At 41.6% G+C, this 20,620-nt stretch carries 22 protein-coding genes and 1 other annotated feature; of the genes, 11 read left to right on the top strand and 11 right to left on the bottom strand.

The window, feature by feature from the left end; translation table 11 throughout:
* Window positions 1-160 precede the first annotated feature (160 nt).
* Window positions 161-1,087 (top strand): aldo/keto reductase, encoded by a 927-nt coding sequence (locus tag BA79_RS11375; protein ID WP_035702855.1) that lies wholly within the window; start codon window positions 161-163, stop codon window positions 1,085-1,087.
* Window positions 1,088-1,265: 178 nt separating this feature from the next.
* Here the strand turns inward: BA79_RS11375 and BA79_RS11370 are convergent, their stop codons facing one another.
* Window positions 1,266-1,490: a YqkE family protein gene (locus BA79_RS11370; protein WP_008343840.1), complete on the bottom strand. Its 225-nt coding sequence runs from the start codon at window positions 1,488-1,490 to the stop codon at window positions 1,266-1,268.
* 119 nt (window positions 1,491-1,609) lie between these two features.
* On the opposite strand from BA79_RS11370, the gene BA79_RS11365 reads away from it, so the two are divergent.
* Window positions 1,610-2,539, top strand: coding sequence for an alpha/beta hydrolase (locus BA79_RS11365; protein WP_035390733.1), 930 nt, complete (start codon window positions 1,610-1,612; stop codon window positions 2,537-2,539).
* Window positions 2,540-2,563: 24 nt separating this feature from the next.
* Here the strand turns inward: BA79_RS11365 and BA79_RS11360 are convergent, their stop codons facing one another.
* From BA79_RS11360 to BA79_RS11350, 3 genes are all read right to left on the bottom strand, one after another.
* Window positions 2,564-3,826, bottom strand: coding sequence for a response regulator aspartate phosphatase (locus BA79_RS11360; protein ID WP_024718943.1), 1,263 nt, complete (start codon window positions 3,824-3,826; stop codon window positions 2,564-2,566).
* Window positions 3,827-4,126: 300 nt separating this feature from the next.
* Entirely contained in the window at window positions 4,127-4,366 is a 240-nt protein-coding gene (locus tag BA79_RS11355) for a YqkC family protein (protein WP_008343836.1), read from the bottom strand.
* Between the two features lie 12 nt (window positions 4,367-4,378).
* Window positions 4,379-4,705, bottom strand: coding sequence for an iron-sulfur cluster biosynthesis family protein (locus BA79_RS11350; protein WP_024718944.1), 327 nt, complete (start codon window positions 4,703-4,705; stop codon window positions 4,379-4,381).
* A 212-nt stretch (window positions 4,706-4,917) separates the two neighbouring features.
* Here BA79_RS11350 and BA79_RS11345 point away from each other — a divergent pair, with 212 nt between their 5' ends.
* Window positions 4,918-5,625 (top strand): expansin EXLX1 family cellulose-binding protein, encoded by a 708-nt coding sequence (locus BA79_RS11345; protein ID WP_035702853.1) that lies wholly within the window; start codon window positions 4,918-4,920, stop codon window positions 5,623-5,625.
* Between the two features lie 17 nt (window positions 5,626-5,642).
* Here BA79_RS11345 and BA79_RS11340 read toward each other — a convergent pair whose 3' ends face one another.
* Window positions 5,643-6,617, bottom strand: coding sequence for a GNAT family N-acetyltransferase (locus tag BA79_RS11340; RefSeq protein WP_035702851.1), 975 nt, complete (start codon window positions 6,615-6,617; stop codon window positions 5,643-5,645).
* Window positions 6,614-7,093, bottom strand: a complete 480-nt coding sequence (locus BA79_RS11335; RefSeq protein ID WP_007501073.1) for a GNAT family N-acetyltransferase — start codon at window positions 7,091-7,093, stop codon at window positions 6,614-6,616. Before BA79_RS11335 ends, BA79_RS11340 begins: the two co-directional genes overlap by 4 nt.
* A 282-nt stretch (window positions 7,094-7,375) precedes the next feature.
* Between BA79_RS11335 and BA79_RS11330 the strand changes: the two genes are divergently transcribed.
* The 4 genes from BA79_RS11330 to BA79_RS11315 all read left to right on the top strand — a co-directional run bounded on the left by BA79_RS11330 (window position 7,376) and on the right by BA79_RS11315 (window position 11,026).
* A complete protein-coding gene (locus BA79_RS11330) occupies window positions 7,376-7,825 on the top strand; it encodes a YfmQ family protein (RefSeq protein WP_025207577.1) in 450 nt (149 codons plus the stop codon).
* Window positions 7,826-7,966: 141 nt separating this feature from the next.
* The gene (locus tag BA79_RS11325) at window positions 7,967-9,199 is read left to right on the top strand and encodes a DNA polymerase IV (RefSeq protein WP_035702849.1); all 1,233 of its coding nucleotides are present in this window, start codon (window positions 7,967-7,969) and stop codon (window positions 9,197-9,199) included.
* Window positions 9,200-9,214: 15 nt separating this feature from the next.
* Window positions 9,215-9,559: a YolD-like family protein gene (locus BA79_RS11320; RefSeq protein WP_035702843.1), complete on the top strand. Its 345-nt coding sequence runs from the start codon at window positions 9,215-9,217 to the stop codon at window positions 9,557-9,559.
* A gap of 231 nt (window positions 9,560-9,790) precedes the next feature.
* Window positions 9,791-11,026 (top strand): MDR family MFS transporter, encoded by a 1,236-nt coding sequence (locus tag BA79_RS11315; protein ID WP_035702842.1) that lies wholly within the window; start codon window positions 9,791-9,793, stop codon window positions 11,024-11,026.
* Between the two features lie 228 nt (window positions 11,027-11,254).
* Here BA79_RS11315 and coaA read toward each other — a convergent pair whose 3' ends face one another.
* Entirely contained in the window at window positions 11,255-12,214 is a 960-nt protein-coding gene (gene coaA / locus BA79_RS11310) for a type I pantothenate kinase (protein ID WP_008342294.1), read from the bottom strand.
* A 188-nt stretch (window positions 12,215-12,402) separates the two neighbouring features.
* Between coaA and BA79_RS11305 the strand changes: the two genes are divergently transcribed.
* Together BA79_RS11305 and BA79_RS11300 are read left to right on the top strand one after the other, a co-directional pair.
* Window positions 12,403-13,731, top strand: a complete 1,329-nt coding sequence (locus BA79_RS11305; RefSeq protein ID WP_035702841.1) for a CoA-disulfide reductase — start codon at window positions 12,403-12,405, stop codon at window positions 13,729-13,731.
* Window positions 13,732-13,739: 8 nt separating this feature from the next.
* Window positions 13,740-14,162, top strand: coding sequence for a VOC family protein (locus BA79_RS11300; RefSeq protein ID WP_235562250.1), 423 nt, complete (start codon window positions 13,740-13,742; stop codon window positions 14,160-14,162).
* A 16-nt stretch (window positions 14,163-14,178) separates the two neighbouring features.
* Here BA79_RS11300 and BA79_RS11295 read toward each other — a convergent pair whose 3' ends face one another.
* Together BA79_RS11295 and BA79_RS11290 are read right to left on the bottom strand one after the other, a co-directional pair.
* Window positions 14,179-14,955 (bottom strand): SDR family NAD(P)-dependent oxidoreductase, encoded by a 777-nt coding sequence (locus tag BA79_RS11295; RefSeq protein ID WP_007501086.1) that lies wholly within the window; start codon window positions 14,953-14,955, stop codon window positions 14,179-14,181.
* Window positions 14,956-15,918: an MBL fold metallo-hydrolase gene (locus tag BA79_RS11290; RefSeq protein ID WP_035702833.1), complete on the bottom strand. Its 963-nt coding sequence runs from the start codon at window positions 15,916-15,918 to the stop codon at window positions 14,956-14,958.
* A 169-nt stretch (window positions 15,919-16,087) separates the two neighbouring features.
* Window positions 16,088-16,299 (top strand) — a binding site (T-box leader).
* A 41-nt stretch (window positions 16,300-16,340) separates the two neighbouring features.
* Between BA79_RS11290 and proC the strand changes: the two genes are divergently transcribed.
* A complete protein-coding gene (gene proC, locus BA79_RS11285) occupies window positions 16,341-17,168 on the top strand; it encodes a pyrroline-5-carboxylate reductase (RefSeq protein ID WP_008342285.1) in 828 nt (275 codons plus the stop codon).
* A gap of 35 nt (window positions 17,169-17,203) precedes the next feature.
* Here the strand turns inward: proC and BA79_RS11280 are convergent, their stop codons facing one another.
* Window positions 17,204-17,695 (bottom strand): DinB family protein, encoded by a 492-nt coding sequence (locus BA79_RS11280; protein WP_035702831.1) that lies wholly within the window; start codon window positions 17,693-17,695, stop codon window positions 17,204-17,206.
* Window positions 17,696-17,807: 112 nt separating this feature from the next.
* Complete coding sequence (locus BA79_RS11275; RefSeq protein WP_035702829.1) at window positions 17,808-19,421, bottom strand: M20/M25/M40 family metallo-hydrolase; 1,614 nt, start codon at window positions 19,419-19,421, stop codon at window positions 17,808-17,810.
* Between the two features lie 140 nt (window positions 19,422-19,561).
* On the opposite strand from BA79_RS11275, the gene namA reads away from it, so the two are divergent.
* Entirely contained in the window at window positions 19,562-20,578 is a 1,017-nt protein-coding gene (gene namA, locus BA79_RS11270; protein ID WP_017367553.1) for an NADPH dehydrogenase NamA, read from the top strand.
* Window positions 20,579-20,620: the final 42 nt, after the last annotated feature.

The raw sequence follows: 20,620 nt of genomic DNA, 5'->3' as shown, positions 1-20,620 counted from the left end.
GCTCCTCGTTCTACTTTCACTTTTTACTTCATTCATTTTAACATAGATGTTTTAGGAGAAGCCAAAATGCGGATGCCTGCTTCAATGCGCCTTTTGAAATCACCTAGCTTGAATTCCAGAATTGTTTCACTTAATGTGAAAGGATAGGAGTGTGATTGAATTGAAAAAAAGACGAATTGGCACCTCTGATCTCTTGGTTAGTGAGGCGGCACTAGGATGTATGTCCCTTGGGACTGAAAAAGAAAAAGCGCTCTCTTTATTAGATGAAGCCATTGATCTTGGGATTAACTATTTGGATACAGCTGATTTATATGATTTTGGAACAAATGAGGAAATCGTCGGGGAAGCCATTAAGAACAGACGCCAAGATCTGATTTTGGCCACAAAAGGTGGCAACCGCTTTGAAAATGGCAAACCTGGCTGGGAATGGGATCCTTCAAAAGCATATATAAAAGAGGCAGTGAAACAAAGCCTGAAACGACTTCAAACAGATTATATTGATTTATATCAATTGCATGGCGGCACAATTGACGATCCAATTGACGAAACCATCGAGGCATTTGAAGAATTGGTTGAAGAAGGTGTCATTCGCTATTACGGCATATCGTCGATCCGTCCAAATGTCATTAAAGAATACGCCAAAAAATCAAACATCGTGAGTGTGATGATGCAATATAGTTTACTCGACCGCCGCCCAGAAGAATGGTTTTCTCTTCTTGAAGAACAAAGCATTAGTGTCGTGGCAAGAGGTCCTTTAGCAAAAGGATTATTAACAGAAAAACCCCTTTCGCAAGCAAGTGCGGCGATTCAAAAGAACGGGTATCTTGACTATTCATTTGAAGAGCTCCAGCAAATCATCCCTTCGTTAAAGAAAGTCGCTTATGACCTATCACTGACAGAGCTGTCCATTCAATACTTGCTCAAGCATTCTGCAGTCAGCTCTGTTGTTTTTGGCGCAAGCTCGGTGAAACAGTTAAAAGAAAATGTGGCAGCGGCAAATGCACGTTCATTAAGCGACCAAGAAGTAAAAGCTTTGTCATATTTCACAAAACAGTCTGTGTATGAGACGCATCGTTTGAATCAATAGAAGACAAATGGAAGAACAGCTTGCCACTTATGTTTTGTTTTAATGTATAACCCTATTGATGGTGCGATTCTGAAATGAAGTGATACGAGGGAGTTAGACGTGTTTTCTCTCAGGCTCATGTAGTATGTATTCATCTCAATGATATAACATAAAAAAGGGAGCATCGTAGCTCCCTTTTTTAACTTTTATACTTTCTCCAGTCTAAATGACTTTCATCTAGCAGCTCTGAGAAGCTTTTATTTTTTTCTTTTTCTTTCTGTTGCCGAAGGAGGTCTTGTCGTTTTTGTTCTTCTCTTTTTTCTGTCTCAGCGGCCAGGTTCTGCTTCATTTGAAGGAGCTGCTGTTTCACATCATCCTTTATGCCGTCCTTTAGCTTTGCTTGATCTTGATTGGTCTTTTTCACTTTGCCTCTCTCCTTTTGCTTTAGTGTATCATCCGTTTTATTTGCTCAGCAAGAGTCACGCCAAACTCCCAACATGTGGTATGATCTTCATAGAAACCCTTCGGAAAGGAAGAATCAGCTTGAAGAAGAAATGGCTCGCTATACTCGCCTTGGTATTATTTCCACTCGCTGCAATCGGCATTTTTTTTACCAATAAAATGATGTATATACGAAAATTAACGGATGAAGAGCTCATCAAACGAGAATCAGATGAAGGGCACTATCATCACGAGGAGTTTCAACAGCTGCAAAAAGAGAAAGTTTGTATTCCTTCAGCATTTGGTTACGATCTTCATGGCTATTTTGTACCGCTCCCTCATACAACACGCACCATCGTTCTTTGTCACGGGGTTACCGTCAGTTTGATCAATTCCGTGAAGTATATGAAATTATTCCAAAAGCTTGGATGGAATGTGCTGCTTTATGATCATAGAAGACATGGGATGAGCGGCGGAAAAACAACGAGCTATGGATATTATGAAAAAGAAGATTTGGCTCAAGTCGTCAAGTGGCTGAGAAAAAGACTTGGGGAAAAAGCAATCATTGGGATACACGGAGAATCGATGGGCGCAGTCACAACTTTATTATATGCTGCAAAACCGGATGCAAACGCCAATTTTTACATCGCTGATTGTCCTTTTGCTTCTTTTGAGGATCAGCTTCTGTATCGATTAAAAACAGATTTTCGTCTTTCAGGACAGTGGATTCTTCCACTAAGTAATCAAGTGTTGAAATGGCGGGACGGATACAGCATTCGGCAAGTTTCTCCACTTGATGTAATCGATCAGGTGAAAGAACCTATCCTTTTTATTCATAGTCTCCATGATGACTATATCCCTTGTGAGCAAAGCGAGCAGTTATACGCACGCAAAAAGGGTGATAAACGGCTATTTATTGCGCCACATGGTGCGCATGCGATGTCTTATAGCGACAATAAGGAAGTCTATGAACAAGAGGTCGAAGCATTTCTGGAAGCATTTCAATTTAATCAAAATGAAAGAGGAGAATGAACAGCCGTTCGTCTCCTCTTTTTGCTAACTTATACGATAGTCACCACTGTTGTATGGTGTCTGCCCGCCAGCTCCATATGGCTCTCTTCCGATTGCTGCTGACTCATGACCGATAACCCTGCAGTTGCTGCCAATAAAAGAACTATCAAACTCATTTTCATATAAATGACCTCCATTTTGAATTTTTGATATGGCTTGAATTTTCCTTTCGTAATACCGGGTAGAAACTTCAAATAATCCAAGCTCATTATAATAATGAGCCGCATCAAGTGCCAGTTCCTCAATATCTGGGTATAAACGCTTGTCCTCCAACAAATCTAATGTATCGTCTATGATTTTTATTTCTGCATCAACGTATAATGCTTTTAAAAACTGAAACTTGCAGATGTAAATTTCATCTTCTAATTCACAGGCTTTCATAATACCTTGTTGATAGAGGGTTAATGACTCTTCTATTTGTTTTTGTTTAAACAGGATTTGGGTCAGCATAAATAGTGGGTCTAGAGAGCGATTCAGATGGGTTAAATTCTCCTTTTCAAACACTTCAAGAGAGTCTTTGAGATAGCGACTTGCTGTAGCAAGATCGTTCATTTGGTAATAGCAGTTACCTAAGTTGAAAAGGGCCGAACCTATGACTCGAGGGTTTCCAATTGAGCGTGCTCGCTTTAGAGCATTTTTAAAGTAGGGCAATGCATGTTCATAGCATTTCAAATCATCATAGTTTGCACCGATGACAAATTCACAGTGGATGATTCTCAGCGTGTACGTTCTGTAGGCAGAGTACGTATCTAACGCTTGCAAAGCATAGTGCATCGAAAAGTGGGTTTGTTTCATGTGGTAGTATATTTCTGCTAATTTAAAATAAAATTCTGCTCTTTCTATATCATCTGATATGAGATTGAGCTTTTTTTCTGCGGAACGGTAATAAGCAATGGCGCTCAAATAGTTTCTCTGTTCAAATTCAAACATTCCTGTAAAAAAATGAACATAATATTCAAGCATATCTGTTAATTTGGTCTGCGAATGTTCAATTGTTTCTAGAAGCTTCTTAATCTCCTCATCATTCGAGGCTTTTTTTGCCGGTTCAAAATATTCAAGCATGACCTTATGTCGAAAATCCATCAGCTGGTAAAAAAGCAGCAAGTTCTGATCTTGCTCCATCTCAAGGATTTCCTGCTCGATCTCGGCCTTTAGCTTCTCTGCTTTCATGACATGAAATCCGCAAATCTGCCTATACCATTCGTTTATTTTGATTCCAACCTGAGGCGATGACAGCTTGAGCTTCAATTCACCTTAGCACCTCCCTCCTCATGTACGATACATGTTGTATTCTATCATATTCCCTCGAATGGAAGAAATATGAAATGTCGTTTTTCGTAAAGTTTTCGGTATCCCGCAATAACCGCTTCCATTGCCGATTTTTCGGCATTTACAGTCTCTATTTTTCTCTTTCTACTTTTCTCATTTTGTCGAAATGTTTGTTAAAAATGAATTTTTATCGTTGAAAAATCTCATTTTTCAAATTAGACAGTTCTCCTGTTTGATGAGATGATGATGGCACAAAAAAAGCCCTCTTCAGCAAAGGGCTTATAACACATCTGTTACGTGTTCCATATTCTCTTTTATCCAACTGACTGCTAATTCAAGCGTTGGAAATTCTTCCGTTTCAAATGTGACTTCATCTTGGAGAAGCCAGACGTCCTTTTTTACTGAATCCATTCCACCGATTGACCAGTGCAAAAGGCTATATGGATGATTATTATTTAAAAACGACACCCACGTTTTATTTTGTGCCGTATTTTGTATCACTTTCAGCTTTTGATCCACTACGTTTCCACCTTACTTTACAAGTATACCCATTCTCGGGCTGAGTATTTGTTGAGGACTTTTCAACATAAGTGTATTGGCTTTTTCATTAAAATCAATCGTCATTTCCTCGTCAAAAAACACCTTTTGTGCTGTGTGTATATATAGTTTTAAATGTTGGCTATTTTTAAGTGGTTCCCATTCACCTGTTCTTTCACTTGTTAACCAAAGCATCGGTACGCCACTCACTGCACAGCCACAACCTTCTGAATCGTAGCGAAGCAGTAATTCTTTGGTTTCGTTTCCTGTTTGCTGTTTTTCTATATATGTTTTAGCCAGTTCTGTGATGTGAATATACATGGCGAACATCCTTTTTAAATTGATGCTTACATTGTAACACATAAAACACCATAAAACATGACACACGACTAAATCCGAAAGTCACACTCTTTGAAATACACGCTCTTCTCACTAGGATTATATCTATCTATTGACTCTTTCTGCATCCTGTTTTTTAGAATTATACTGATGACGCTATCCATTTTAAAAGAAGAAACAGGAGGTTTTAGATCGTGAAAAAAAGATTATCTCTCTGCTTTATCGGGGCGCTGATATTGATGTTGAGTTTCACTATGCCAAACACGAAAGCGGCATCTATCCTTGATGAAGTACGAGAAAGCTATGCGACTTATACGGGATCTGGTTACTCAGGGGGCGCCGCTTTATTAGATCCTATTCCCTCTGACATGAAAATTACAGCTTTAAATCCCCATGACTATAACTATAAAGGTGTAAATGCGGCACTTGCAGGGGCTTACCTTGAAGTAACGGGGCCAAAAGGAAAAACCGTTGTGTATGTAACCGATAAATATCCAGAAGGAGCAAAAGGAGCTCTTGATCTTTCTCCTAATGCCTTTACCAAAATTGGCAATATGGAAGATGGGAAAATCCCGATTAGTTGGAAAATTATAAAAGCACCGATTAGCGGAAATGTAGCTTACAGAATAAAAGAAGGTAGCAGTGAGTGGTGGGCTGCGATTCAAGTGCGCAATCATAAATATCCGGTTATGAAAATGGAATATTACAAAGATGGAAAATGGGTGAACATGGAAAAGACAGACTACAACCATTTCCTTGGCTTTCATATGGGGTCTACATCTCTTCCTGTTCGAATCACAGATATCCGCGGGGTCATAGTAAAGGATCAATTACCCGCTCTTCCGTCTACTGCTGCTTCACAGGCCTATATTGTAAAAGGCAATGTTCAGCTTCCTAATTAACGAGGAGAAGAGGCAGCTTATTTAAGAGCTTCCTCTCTTCCTTCTCTATCCCAGCGATATGCCTCATTTTCTATTTCTTTTATGATTTCATTCTTTCCTGCCATATAGCTTTGTATATCTTCCGGATACTGATTTGCTAATTGTTCCTTGACAGACGCATACGCTACAGCTCGTTCTGGCTGGACTCTTAAGTAATCTCGAAACAATAAATGTCTTTTCACATCAGGATGATTTCTTTCATAAACATGGACATGATGCGTACGATTCAAGCCACCCTTTTGAAAAAAACGTCTCCCTTTTATACCATTTTCACCGAGCACTTCGTATCCAAGGTGTTCAAATCTCTCTTTTTTCCTATCAATCTCTTCTATATCGCTTACTTCTATTAATATATCTATAATTGGTTTGGCAACAAGTCCTGTAACTGACGTGCTGCCAATATGGTATCCTTCTATCCAGCTCTTTTGAATGATTTGCTTGAGTCGCTGCTTTTCTTGACGGAATTCTTCATGCCATTCTTTTTTGAATTCGACAACCTCAACCTTGCGTCGCGGTGTCCATTTCATTTTTGATAGGGTGAGCTCTTTTGCCACATGAATCACATTTGTTTCAAAAAACCCCAATTTTTCATATAGCCTTTTTGCAGGGGTGTTTTCTTGCCCTGTGGTCAGTTCTATCGGGACATTCTTCTCCATAATTGTCGACATAAGTCTTGTTCCAATCCCCTGCTTTAGCGCTTTTGGATGAACAGCCAATCGACTAATGATCAAACAATCTTTCAGCTCTTCATAAGAGGCTACACCTAATAAGATATCATCTTGCTGAAAACCAATAAATTGCTCTTTTGCTCTCATGACATCTTGAATATTCTCTTTTAATGGCGGAAGATCAGCATAACCAATTTGTTCAGCTTCTTGTTGGTATGCAGCTAGTTGAATATGTAAAATCTGCTTTGCTACATCACTTATTGTGTGATCTAAATGAACAATCATTTCATTGCCTCCAGCTTCTTTACAAATAACACACGGTCTTCATGAATGCCATCGTAATCTGAAAAGACTGAGATGCCATCTACTGTTTTATCTCCCTTTTCTATCTGAAATCCGAGTTTTGTATGGTAAGCAATGGAGACTTTATTGATAGGAGCTGTGACAGCTTTAATTGTTGTTCTTCCTTCCTTTTCAGCCGCTTCATAAAAAGCTTGATAGAGGATTTTACCTATCTTTAATTTACGGTGATCTGGGTGGACGCCAACAAAGTGAATATAGGCTTCATCCGAATGAGATTGCGATAAAAAACCAACCAAAAAGCCGATCAGCTCTCCCTTTTCAACGACAACAAAACTTGTTTGCTGGAAATGTTCAAAAAAGAGCTTTGGCAATTTTGCACGCAAATCTCTGCCTCCCCACCAGCTTTGAATAACGGATGTGACTGCGTAAAAATCTGACGGTTTCACTTGACGTATCATGATGGCCTCGCCCCTTTTTCCATTTTGGCTTTCCTTTGATTCGTTTTTTCTCAAAAATGCGATTGTTTCAATAGTCTACTGTCTGATCAAATGGTTGTAAAGACAGTATACCCGTCTTTTTTCATGTTCACTTGTTGGTTCTTCGTCTTTCAGCCGTCATCTCCTTTTAAATCTTCACACTTATTTCAAAAAGTTCACTTTTTGTGCGAAAGTTTCATTCATTTGTTATGTTAAGATGGTTCATATAGGAAATGGTACAAATGTTTATTGGAGATGATGAGATTGGTTTGGGTTGTTATTTCGCTTGTTGTATTTAGTCTTTTAAAGCTGCTTGTCACTTCTTTGCCTTCTGGTGTTGTTGAGCGTCTTTTTAGCCGCTACGCCGTACATGCTAAAGTAACAAGTGAGCAAACAAATATTACTTTTCAAGGTCGTTCGCTTGATGAGCAGCGAGCATCTGAAATCATTCAACATTTTAATGATGCGATCTTTATTGAACGCTATTATATTTACCCTGGTGATGAAGAACGCTTTCTTCATCCGAATGAAGGGCCAGCGCCGCTTACTATGCAAACAAAGCTTGGGAAACATGATGTCACCCTTTATCTGTTCCATTATGATGACCATGTGGATGTGGTTCGGCAGTTTACACATAAGCCAAAGAAAAAGCTGATGGCTTATCGTCTGCGTTCTGAACCGCTCCAAACATTCCACAACATGGCACATGCCTAACAATCGTTGCAGCAGACGAGACGAAGTATTCACCACTTCGTCTTTTTTGTATGGTCAGCTTTTGAATGATTTACCAGTATGAATTTCACCTCATGTTGTTTACAATAGATACAGAACATACGTTCTAAGAGGTGAAGTACAATGAATGAACGAGCCATTCTGCTTGTGGATATGCAGTCATTTTATGCATCAGTTGAGAAGGTGGAGGCGCCTCATTTGGAGGATGTGCCGCTCATTGTCTCTGGAGATCCAGAACGAAGAAGCGGAGTCGTCCTGGCAGCCTGCCCTCTCGCGAAGAAACGTGGCGTACAAAATGCATCAAGGTTATGGGAAGCACAGGAGAAATGTCCTGAAGCAGTGGTTGTACGTCCACGTATGCAGCGCTATCTCGATGTCTCTGTCATGATTACAGAACTGCTTGAACAATACACAGACCTTGTCGAGCCATATTCCATTGATGAACAGTTTCTTGATATTACAGGCAGTCTTACACTATTCGGCTCTCCACATGAGATCGCTCAACATATACAAACAACGATTATGAACCAGACTGGCATTTACGCACGTGTGGGCATCGGCCCTAATAAAGTGCTCGCTAAAATGGCCTGTGACCATTTTGCCAAAAAAAACACATCCGGCATCTATGAACTGAGTGCCGACCGGGTTGCTGCTGATTTATGGCCGCTTCCAATCGGGAAATTATTTGGCGTCGGCAAACGAATGGAGCATCATTTGAAACGAATGGGCATCAGTACCATTGGCACACTTGCTACTTATCCGTTAGACCGATTAAAAAAACGCTGGGGAATCAATGGGGAGCTTCTGCAGCGAACAGCTTTAGGACACGATCCCTCCCCAGTCACTATTCACACACATGATCAACAAAAAGCCGTTGGGCATCATATGACCCTTCCCCGTGATTACGCATCTTTTGAGGAGATCAAAGTTGCTCTTCTTGAATTGAGTGAGGAAGTCGCTAGGCGGGCACGTTTTAAGCATTATCTCGGTCAAACGGTGTCTGTTGGTGTAAGAGGGGCTGATTTTTCACATCCAACAGGCTTTCATCGACAAATGAAGCTTCATTCACCGACACAGTATGGCTCAGATATTGCAGAGGCAGCGATTCAGCTATGCCAGCAGCACTGGGATGGCCAGCCCATTCGCAGTGTAGGTATTACCCTCTCACAGCTGCAGCCTGACAGCCACTATCAGCTGACTTTATTTGATCATCATTTGAAGAAAGATCAACTCAGCAAAGTATTTGATGAAATCCATCTGAAATATGGACCTGCGGCATTGCTGCATGCTTCGTCACTGACAAGCGCAGGGCAGGCATATCACCGCGCCGAAAAAATTGGCGGGCATTACAAATAACGGAGGCGAACAAGCATGAATCCCAATAAATTAACACCTGGATACAACATCATGTGGGAATCAAGCCGAATGATGCTACCAGAGCACCGGGAGCAACTACTTGCTCAAAAACGAAAGAAAAAAGAATATACACCTCTACCGCTCAGCTCCGATCAGCTAGAGGAAATGAATGTTTTGATCACACAGTCGATTACCGAGGATCAAGCGATTTGCGTGACATATGTCTCATCCGGCATGAAAGCACAGTTTTGGGGCTGGGTGAAAGCCATTCATTATGAAACACGCCAAATGACAATCGTGAATGACGAAGATGTTCTAAACCTTTCCTTACATCAAATTATTGCCATCGATCTCAATTGATTTTCGCAAAACGAAAACATGATCATTGAAAAACACGCTTCGTTTTTCTGAAAAAATTATGATCCATCAAGGCTTAAAACCTTGAAAACGAGGCATATGCTCTTCGAATGAACGGAACGGTTCAAGCTTCTCTGTCATTTGACGGATGACTCCTCCATCAAATTGTGTATTTAATTTGCACAATTTTTCATGTATGATTGGAACATCTTACAAACTCAGGGGAGACACAGCATGAAAAATAACTTACGCACTTTACATCCACTTAGTTGGACGATCATCATCGGCACGATATTTGGCCGAATGGCGACATCCATGAGCATTCCCTTTTTAGCCGTTTATTTGACACAAGTCAAAGGCGCCTCAGCCTCTTCAGCTGGATTGATCATTGCCGTCAGCTCTCTTATTGGGATTGTTGCGAGTTTTTACGGCGGCTATGTTTCCGACCGAATCGGCAGAAAAAAGGTCATGCTTTTATCCATCTTTGGCTGGACACTTGTCTTTGTTGGCTTCGCGTTTGCAGATGCCATTTGGGTCTTCTTTTTTATGAATGCTTTAAATGGACTGTGCCGGGCGCTGTTTGAACCAACGTCTAAAGCACTCTTATCCGATGTCACCCCATCGAGCATTCGGTTGTTTGTCTTTAACTTACGGTATACGGCCATTAACATTGGTGTCATTTTCGGCCCGCTGCTTGGCTTATATCTCGGGTCATCAAAAACGACTTTTCCATTTCTCGTTGCTGCCCTCATTTACTTGTTGTACGGGTTAACGCTGGCATGGCAATTTCAAAAGCACCCAGTGGCTGCTCCAGAAAGCACCAAACAAATCGGCGTCAAAAAAGCTCTTTCCATTATTCAGAAAGATACGGTCTTTAGCATCATCCTCATTGGCGTTACTTTATGTTCATTTGGCTATTCACACCTAAGCTCAACACTGCCTCAATATTTATCGGCATCTCCTATGATTGAGGATGGCCCTAAACTGTTTGGGTATCTTTTATCCTTAAATGCAGTGGTTGTCATTGTCGTTCAGTACCCGCTGATTATGATCGCTAAGCGCTATTCAACGATTTTGTCGTTAACGACTGGGAACGTGCTTCTAGCAGGCAGTTTGTTTGCCATTGCTTTTTCACAAAGTCTCGGTACGCTTGCTTTTATCATTGTCGTGTTTACGATTGGTGAAGTGCTACTCTTTGCGATGATGGATCTGTTTGTAGACAATATTGCAAAACCTGAAGTGAAAGGGTCATACTTCGGCGCAATGGGGTTTTCTCAGCTCGGCAGCGTCGTCGGACCGTTTGTCGGAGGATTGTGTATTGACTTATTTGGCGCAGCCCATCCCCTTTCTATTTTTTCAGTCTTGGCGATTGTCACCGTTGCAGGCGTTCCGTTTTTACTCATCGGATACTACCGCCTAAAAAAACGAACGGCGGCTGCCGTGGCTGTGAAAGTAAGTGGAGGTCATTAAAAAAACCACTCTCAATTGAGCGGTTTCAGCGTGTAGACAAACCCTCGCATTCTTTGTCAGTCCTGCGCGCTGGTACTCACGAATGTCAAATTCGCTCCGTAAAAGTAGCTGTCCTTCCTAGACTTCAAAGGTTTTCTATCACGCTGAAAAGAAGACAAAGGGCTAAAATAAAGTTCATTTTAGCCCTTTGTCAACAATCTAAAACCGCTCTCAATTGAGCGGTTTTCTTTATACCCTGCGGATGGCGATCTCTTCCACCTTATGCTGATCGCCTTTTTTTAAAATCAAATCGGCTCTATATTTTGTCGGCAAAATATTTTCATATAAATTTGGCCGGTTCACTGTATTCCAAATCGTGCTTGCCATCTGATCTGCTTCTTCATCCGTCAAATCTTTGTATTGATGAAAGAAGGATTCAGGGTCTTGGAAGGCTGTTTCCCGCAGCAAACGGAACCGTTCTTTATACCAGCATTGAATTTGCGTCTCAGCGGCATCTACATAAATCGAAAAATCGAAGTAATCTGATACAAACACGCGCGGCTCATCCTTCAGATCATCCAGTGCCGGTGATTGCAACACGTTGATCCCTTCAATGATCACAATATCTGCATCTTCTACTGTCTCATACACCCCTTCAAGACGGTCATAGGTCAGATGTGAATATACAGGTGCATGCACAGTTTGTTTCCCTGATTTTAATTCATTTAAAAACGAAAGTAGCGCTTTAACATCATAGCTTTCCGGGAAGCCTTTCTTTTCCATCAGCCCTCGATCTTTTAATTCTTTTTGTGGATACAAAAAGCCGTCCGTTGTTACGAGACTCACCTTCAGTCCATCTCCAAGCCTTGATAAAAGTGTTTCAATGATACGTGCTGTCGTGCTTTTTCCGACGGCCACACTTCCTGCAATCCCGATTAAAAAGGGGATTTTCGCATGATGCGGGTAGTTTAAAAAAGCATTTACATGCTGATTTTTTTGTTTTTCTGCAAAAACGTGTAATGTCAGAAAACGAATAAGCGGTATGTAAATATCCCGAACTTCTTCTAGCGATAAGTAGTCGTTTAATCCTTGAAGTGCTCTCACTTCTTCTTCTGAAACAGATACCGGCATATATTCTCCAAGAGCCGCCCATGCCTCTCTCGTATGGCGTGTATATAGTGTATTAAAATCTAGTCGTTCGTCACCCAAAGTCTTTCCCACCAATCTAAACTAAACTCATAACCAAAAAGACGATAATCCGATTGTAGCTTAAAATGAAGGCGCTGTCTTTATTTTTCAACGAAAGTTTGCTTCTTTTGCGAAAAAAAAGCATTAAATAAAGGAAAATGAGGGTAAATAAGAGTATTCAGTTTGATAGATAGAAGGGAGCATACCAAATGAAATATGTGATGATTGGCGGAGATGCAGCAGGAATGAGCTGCGCTATGCAAATATATAGAGAGGATCCAGACGCACATATTGTAGCTTTTGAAAAAGGAGAGATTTTCTCATATGGACAGTGCGGACTCCCCTACTTGATCGGCGGTCTCATTGATCATCACAGGAAACTCATCGCACGCAGCGCTGACACTTTTCGTGATAAATACGGAATTGATGCCAGATGCTTACACGAAGTGACCTCAATCGACCCGGAGCAAAAAACAGTATCGGGTATTCATTCTAAAACAAAAGAACCCTTTACAGAAACGTATGACCGCCTGTTAATTGCGACAGGAGCAAGCCCCGTCACACTTGATCTAGACAGTCATTCCTTAGAAGGTGTCCACGTATTAAAAACAATCCCGCATGCGCTGTCTATTTTAGACAATCTAAAAAAAGACGTCACACATATCACGATCATCGGCGGAGGATATATCGGCTTAGAAATGGCAGAAAATTTAAAAGCGCTAGGAAAAGACGTTCATATCATTCAGCGGGGTGCAACACTTGGCCCAGGCTTTGATCCCGATATGGCAAAATATCTGAAAGAAGAAGCGGACAATCAAGGCATTCAAGTAGTACTTGGTGAAACAGTGCAAAAATTAAAGGGCAAGACACATGTAACAGCTGTTCAAACAGACAAGCAGACCATTGAAACAGATATGGTCATCATCGCCGTTGGTGTCACTCCGCAAACATCCTTTTTAGACAGCACAGGAATTCAGCGACTTCAAAATGGTGCAGTTGTTGTGAATGAATACATGCAGACCAATGTACAAGATATCTATGCGGCGGGTGACTGCGCAGCAACCTATCACCGTATCAAAAAGGAACTGGACTATATTCCGCTCGGCACGACAGCAAATAAACAAGGAAGAATCGCAGGCTTTCATATGACAGGAACAAACCGCGCGTTTCAAGGCGTAACCGGCACAGCGGTGATGAAATTTATGGACGTGACAGCGGGACGAACGGGTTTATCAGAGAAAGAAGCAAAAGACGCGGGCCTTCCTTTCTCCACCATCACCATCGACAGCACTGACCACGCTGGATATTACCCAGATGCAGAGAAAATGAAAGTGAAACTGATTTATAGAAGCGATGATCACACCTTGCTTGGCGCACAAATCATCGGTAAAGAAGGTGTTGATAAACGAATTGATGTCATGGCAACGGCTCTTTATCAAGGGCTGACTGTGACAGACCTTGAAGATTTAGATATTAGCTATGCCCCTCCTTTTAACAGTGTATGGGACCCACTTCAGCAAGCGGCAAGACGAATATAGAAAAAGGAGTGAAGCCATTGACCATTCAACAAATTGCTACTATTGAAATTCCTGTGACTGATATCCCCCGGGCTGTCTCTTGGTATGAACAGATTTTAGAGATGATCGTTCTACATCAATCAGAAGAAGCCGCCATGCTCACTTTTACTCATGGCGAGGGACCTTCTTTTTATCTCGTCAAAACAAAACACGAGAAACGAATCTACTTTATGAACTCTTTTACAGGAGTTCGGCATAGTATGATTGATTTATTTGTGAAGGATTTAAAAAACTTTCACCAGTATTTAAGCGAGCATAACGTCACCGTATCGGATATTCAAATATTAGCTGACCCAGACTTAGGCGGTTTTAGCTTCGAAGATGTTGATGGCAATGTCTTTGGCGTCACCAATATTAAGCCCCATCAAACAAAAAAAGAAACCAGCCTGTGACCGGTTTCTTTTTTTGTTATTTTTTCATCATCGCTTTCCGTGCTGCTTTTTCAAATAAAAACGGGAATAATTGATACAATTTACTGCCAGCATTCATCCATCCTGGTAAATTAATCTCTCTTTTTTTCGTCATCATGGCGGATACGACCTTCCCTGCTACCTTGTCAGCACTGAGCATCATAAAATCAACATTTTTCACATATTCACCACTGCGGTCTGCAATGGTAAAGAAGTCTGTGGCAATCGGTCCTGGATTGACGGTTGTGACATGAATTCCACTGTCTGCCAGCTCCATTCTGAGGCTGTTTGAAAATCCGAGAACCGCATGCTTTGATGCAGAATAGATGGCGGATTTAGGGGTGGCAATTTTGCCTGCCTGTGACGCAATATTGATAATATGTCCCTTCCCTCTTTGTTTCATCTCAGGAAGGACCTTTTTTGTGCAGGCAATTAAACCAAAGACATTGACCTCAAACATCGACACCATTTCCTCAATGGATGCGTCCTCGACGAGATCGAACACACCAAAGCCGGCATTGTTCACCAAAATATCAACAGCACCCACTTGTTGATAGGCTTGATCAATGTCCTCAAGCTGACTGACATCAAGCTGAACGATGTGACATACGCCGCCAGCACTTATAATCTTTTCTTTTACACCTGTGAGCTTTTCAATTCGTCTTGCTGACACAATGATTTCTGCTCCTTCAGCTGCTGCCAAGTACGCCATCTTTTCACCAATACCGCCTGAAGCACCTGTAATCCATATTCTCTTTCCTGTTAGTCGCCCCATTTATTTCACTCCTTCATTTGCTCGATAGTAGAGGGTTCCGTCTTTTTGCACTTCTTCAATTTGTCCAGCCGCTAAAAGCACATCAAGCTGTCCGACTGTCTCAGACATTGTCAGAAATAATGCTTCTTCATACAGACCCGGAAATAAGGTGCGACAAAGATGAAAGGCGGTCATTTCCTTTCGTTGAAGCAGCTGATACATCGTATTTGCCCGTTTTTCCTGTTTTTTAAATCTTTCTTCGATCAATTCGTGATGAGAGGTAATGAGCTGGCCATGCCCTGGATAAATCGTCTGAATGGGCAAATGCAATAAACACTCGAGTGATGCTTTATATTGAAGCAGCGATTTTTGACGTTCTGTTCCTTTCACCGGTGCTTCCATTAACGGATTGGAAGAAATGGTCGTAAGCAGCAGATCACCTCCGATGAAATTCCCTGTTGTTTCATCTAAAAAAGAAAGATGAGATTGTGCATGTCCTGGTGTCTCCAGCACTTGGAAGTGCTCATGTCCCTTCAAACGATCGCCTTCTTTTATGACGTCATCAACATGTGCCGTACATGAATATGTATAGGACTGCCTCACAATTCTTTCACACTCACCTTGACGAAGCGGGACACCTAACTGCTGAAAAAAATCATTCATAAAATGGATTTGACGCTGTTTAAACGCTGCATCCTGACTAATATAGGGCTCATTCAACTCGTGTCCGATGACACGGACATGAGGTTTCATCAGATCTAAAAGACCGACATGATCTGCATGATGATGTGTCAAAACCACTTGATCAATATCATCTATTGATAAATGATGTTCCTTTAATTGCGTGACAAAGGCATGCTGCGCCTCTTGTGTCATCGGTCCGGAATCAACTAAGGTCACGGCATCGCCTTTTAATACATATGCATGGACATCCCCAACCGCAAACGGTGTGGGAATGGATAATTGAATCATTTCTTCTTTCACTTTTATACGTCATCTCCTGATTTTTGTCTCATAGATCATCTGAACTCACTCTTCTTTATTCATTGTATCTTGCAAAGGGCAGACTGTCATGCGGTTTAGATGGTCAATTTTTTTATCTCTCCCTATTGACACAAACTTGTCCATCGTTGCATAATGAACAACAAATATAAGATGCGCGATGACAAGGATTAGTAAGCAAAATAATGATGCAAGAGAGTGAGGTCCGCAGGCTGTAAGGCTTCACCATCCTCTTATTTGCTGAACCTGCCCTTTGAGCTGTTAGGCAAACCTAAACGTTTCCCGCGTTAAGGGACTAGAGCTGAGTATGTATGATTGCATGCTAATTGAGGGTGGTACCGCGAAAAACCTTTCGTCCTTTGCAGACGAGAGGTTTTTTTATTTTCTACAAGGAGGAGCAGCTTATGAGTAAAATTGGATTTATTGGTGCAGGCTCAATGGCCGAGTCTATGATTAAAGGTCTTTTAAAGAGCGGCATTATGTCAAATGAAGATATCATTGTCACAAATAAAACAAATGAAAAACGATTAGAAGAATTACATGCACGTTATGGAGTCAAAACAGATTTCGCGCGTTCCTTTATTTATGAAGAAGCCGATATGCTGGTGTTTGCTTTAAAACCAAAAGATGCGGAAAGTGGCATTTCTGAAGTAAGGCCCCATTTAAATGGACAGCTGATTATTTCTATTTTAGCGGGCATTTCTATTGAAACCATTCAGCATTATGCTGGCGCAAAAACGGCGGTGGTTCGTGCGATGCCAAATACATCAGCAGCCATACAACAATCAGCTACCGGCATTGCTGTCAGTGATGAAGTCACAGAGGCGCAAAAGGAAAAAGCAGTTCAACTGTTTGAAACGATCGGTCATGTGACGGTTTTAGATGAATCACAGCTGAATGCGGTCACAGCCATTGCAGGCAGCGGTCCTGCCTTTATTTATCATTTGATTGAAGGAATGGAGCGAGGTGCATCGGAACTTGGGATGGACCAAGAGACAGCGAAATTGCTCATTTGTCAAATGATTGCAGGCGCTGCAAATATGCTTCAGGATAGCGGTAAGGAACCTGCTGAATTGCGCAAAGAAATTACGAGCGAAGGTGGAACGACAGAAGCAGGACTGAATACCCTTGCTTCCTATCAATTTGAAGAAGCAATTGTCGATTGTGTGAAAACAGCGACAAAACGCGCAGCAGAATTAAACGACATGTTTTCAGCGAGTACGTATAAGTAAGTGAGAAAAGCACCTGCCTTGATGACAGGTGCTTTTCATCTATCACTCGATGCTCTCATGGACATGATGGCTTTGATTTGATCGAGGTGATGAATTTCATGTAAAGCAATGGTTTCAGCTAAAATTTGGACTGTCATCATCCCTTCTTCAGGATGGAGGCCTGAAAAATCCCATGTATCCTTTTCTAATCGCTGCAGTGTTTTGTTTCTGCTTTCTTTTAGGCGTTCAATCAATGCACTGACCTCTTGTGCGGTATACATTTCATAAGCTCTTCCCTTCACATATATCTCTGGATCATATGATGCGAAAAGCGTGTGCTCATTTGATATTGCCTGCTCTATCCGCTCTGACCAGACTTCTTCTGTATCATACAAATGTCCAACAATTTGTTTAATCGACCACTTGCCTTCCCCAAAAGATTCATCTAATGTAGCCTCATCACATGTCCATACTAACTCCTCAAGCTTACGCAAACTCTCATGAAGTGATCTCATGATCTCTGTTTTTGTTAGTACTCCTGTTTTCACTCTCACAATCCCCCTTCAAATATGTAAGTATTATTCTATATCATACTCTATTTCTTTAGACAGAAGGTGATTGATATCAAGAAAAGCCCTATCATGACGATAGAGCTTTCACTTAATTCTTTTCTAATAAAGCATGAATTGTTGATTGTAAGAGCGACGGCAAAACGCCAAAAGAGAATGGGACATGCAGCCGTTCTGTCCATTTGTGCGCATCCTTTCCTAATGGACCAACGTTGATGACAGGAACGTTAAGAGCTTCTTTTTCTCCTTGTGGTAACGAGTAACCTTTTTGGTATAGCGGCATGTTGGCTGTATAATCCTCTATATCTTGATTTTCAAGCTGTAAGTAGCTTAAATCAGATAAACCAGGAAAATATTTGACTTCTTCTACTTCGATTCCATAGATCTCTTTTGCTTCTCTTTGAATCTTCTTTAAGGTCGTTTGAATATGCAGATCATCTGTTGAAGAAACAGATGGGTAAAATGGCGGACTATAAAACAACACAATCAGTGCTCCATCTTCCTTACAAAGGGTCGTCAGTTCTGATACAATTTTGGTTGAAAAATCACGATCCCCTAGCTCACCCCGGTTGGCAAAGGCGTAGTTGACAATTCGCTCGACCTCCTGCTTGCCGGATCGTTCAGCAGCTTTTTCGTACAGCTCATGATACGTTAACACCGTGATGTTTGTATCGATGGGTGTAAAATGTTTAAAGCGTTGAAATGCAGCGGTTTTCTGTTTGAGATTGGCTTCGATTTGGGCTGCTGCTTGTTTCGCAGTTTCATAGAGGAGCCCGTGAAGCTCTTCACTAGAGCGGTTCATCATCAGCACATTAAATAAAGAAACAGCCGTGTGAGGCGTTTGAACAGAGTAAGCTTCTTTCAAATCCTTTTGCATCAAATTGGTCGGAGGTGGTGTCACTTCACCATCTACTTCCTCACAATAATCACTATTCAGTTCTAACAGCCTGTTTAATTCAGATACCATAAAATTTGCATTTAATCCTGAGAAGGGCTCACCTACATGTGTTTCAATTCCTTTGCAGAAAAATCCCGCAAGTACCTTCCCTATACTACCTGTATAGATGTATTGGTGCGCATCCCCGGGATACTTTTCAAACATCGGCTCACTGTTTAAACACGCGGTATAATCAAGGTCATACTTCTGCTTGAGCTCCTTTAGTTTCGGAACAGCCTCCAGCATCCCCTGTGAATTCACTTCTTCATCTGGCACTGTGACGAGCAGAATATTTCCTTCAAACCTCCCCGCCATGGCTCTTTCTAGCATGGAAAGCTGGACAGTCAGGCCTGCTTTCATATCCATGGACCCTCGTCCAAACAGCCAGTCACCTGAAGCTAAATCCTCTCTTGCCCTTTTTGGAAGAAGTGCACTTTTTTGAGAAAAGGACGCCATTAACTCTTCGGGCTTACACGCCATATTTTGAAATTCTCCGTAATCCTCTGTATCCACGACATCAAAATGGCTGAGGAGTAAAACAGTACGTGGCAACGTACTTCGTTTGACAAGTGCCGTTAAAAAATACCGGCCATCTTTCATTGGATGCAAAGCCAAGTGATCAGGATGCTGTTCAAAATACGGCCGCTCCCTCAGCAAGTAATATAAATATTCCGCTAATGCGACTTCTCCCGTTGTACCAGATATGCTTTCATACTGCATAAGAGCTGAGAGTAGCTCCTTTAGTTCACTTTCCGTTTGCCATTTCATCCGTTTATCCCCCTTTGATGTCCATATCTTTCATTATACAAAATCATGTACAAAAGCTATATGGTTTGAGCACCTTTTATGACGAATGTTTGAATGGCTGTTATAATCGGCTATACCATTCTATGAGGAGGCGAAGGTAATTGGAAACAAAGCTTTTTTCACCTTGGACATTAAAAGGTGTCACACTCAAAAACCGCATCGTCATGTCCCCGATGTGTATGTATTCATCCTATGACCGTGATGGAAAATTACAGCCTTTCCACTTTGCACATTATATTTCCCGTGCGCAAGGTCAGGCCGGATTAATTATGGTCGAGGCAAGTGCTGTTTCACCTGAGGGAAGAATTAGTGATCAGGACCTCGGAATTTGGAGTGATGAGCACATTGAAGGATTTGCCTCATTAAACGAACAAATCAAAGCGTACGGAACAAAAACGGCCATCCAGCTAGCCCATGCAGGACGCAAGGCTGAGCTAGATGGTGACATTCTTGCTCCATCCAGCATTCCATTTGACGAGCAATCTAAAACACCTCTTGAGATGTCTATCGATCAAATAAAAGACACAGTTCAGGCGTTTCAAGATGCCGCTGTCCGCGCCAAGAAAGCTGGATTTGACATCATTGAGATTCATGGTGCGCATGGCTATTTGATTAACGAATTTCTCTCACCGCTTGCCAATCACCGGACAGATGAATATGGCGGTTCACCAGAAAATCGTTATCGCTTCTTGAGAGAAGTGGTTGATGCAGTCAATGAAGTGTGGGATGGACCATTATTTGTCCGTGTATCCGCTTCTGATTACACAACAAAGGGACTAGATATTGCAGATTATATTGGCATTGCCGCATGGCTGAAAGAGCAAGGAGTCGATCTAATTGATGTGAGCTCAGGCGCTGTGGTGCAAGCCAGTATTAACACATTCCCCGGCTACCAAGTCACCTTTGCTGAGAAAATAAGAGAAGGTGCCGGCATCCAAACAGCCGCTGTCGGTATGATCACATCTGGTATACAGGCCGAAGAAATTTTACAAAATCAGCGTGCTGACTTGATCTTTATCGGCAGAGAATTTTTACGGGATCCGTATTTCCCAAAAACAGCCGCTAAAGAGCTTCGTACATCCATCGAAAGCCCGCGCCAATACGATCGTGCTTGGTAACATCTCTAAGCAAAAAGGTGTCTATTTTTTGAAATAGGCATC

The sequence above is a fragment of the Bacillus altitudinis 41KF2b genome (assembly GCF_000691145.1).
Lineage (GTDB): Bacteria > Bacillota > Bacilli > Bacillales > Bacillaceae > Bacillus > Bacillus altitudinis.
Note: the sequence above shows the minus strand (reverse complement) of the source record. Positions and strands in the feature narration are given on the sequence as shown.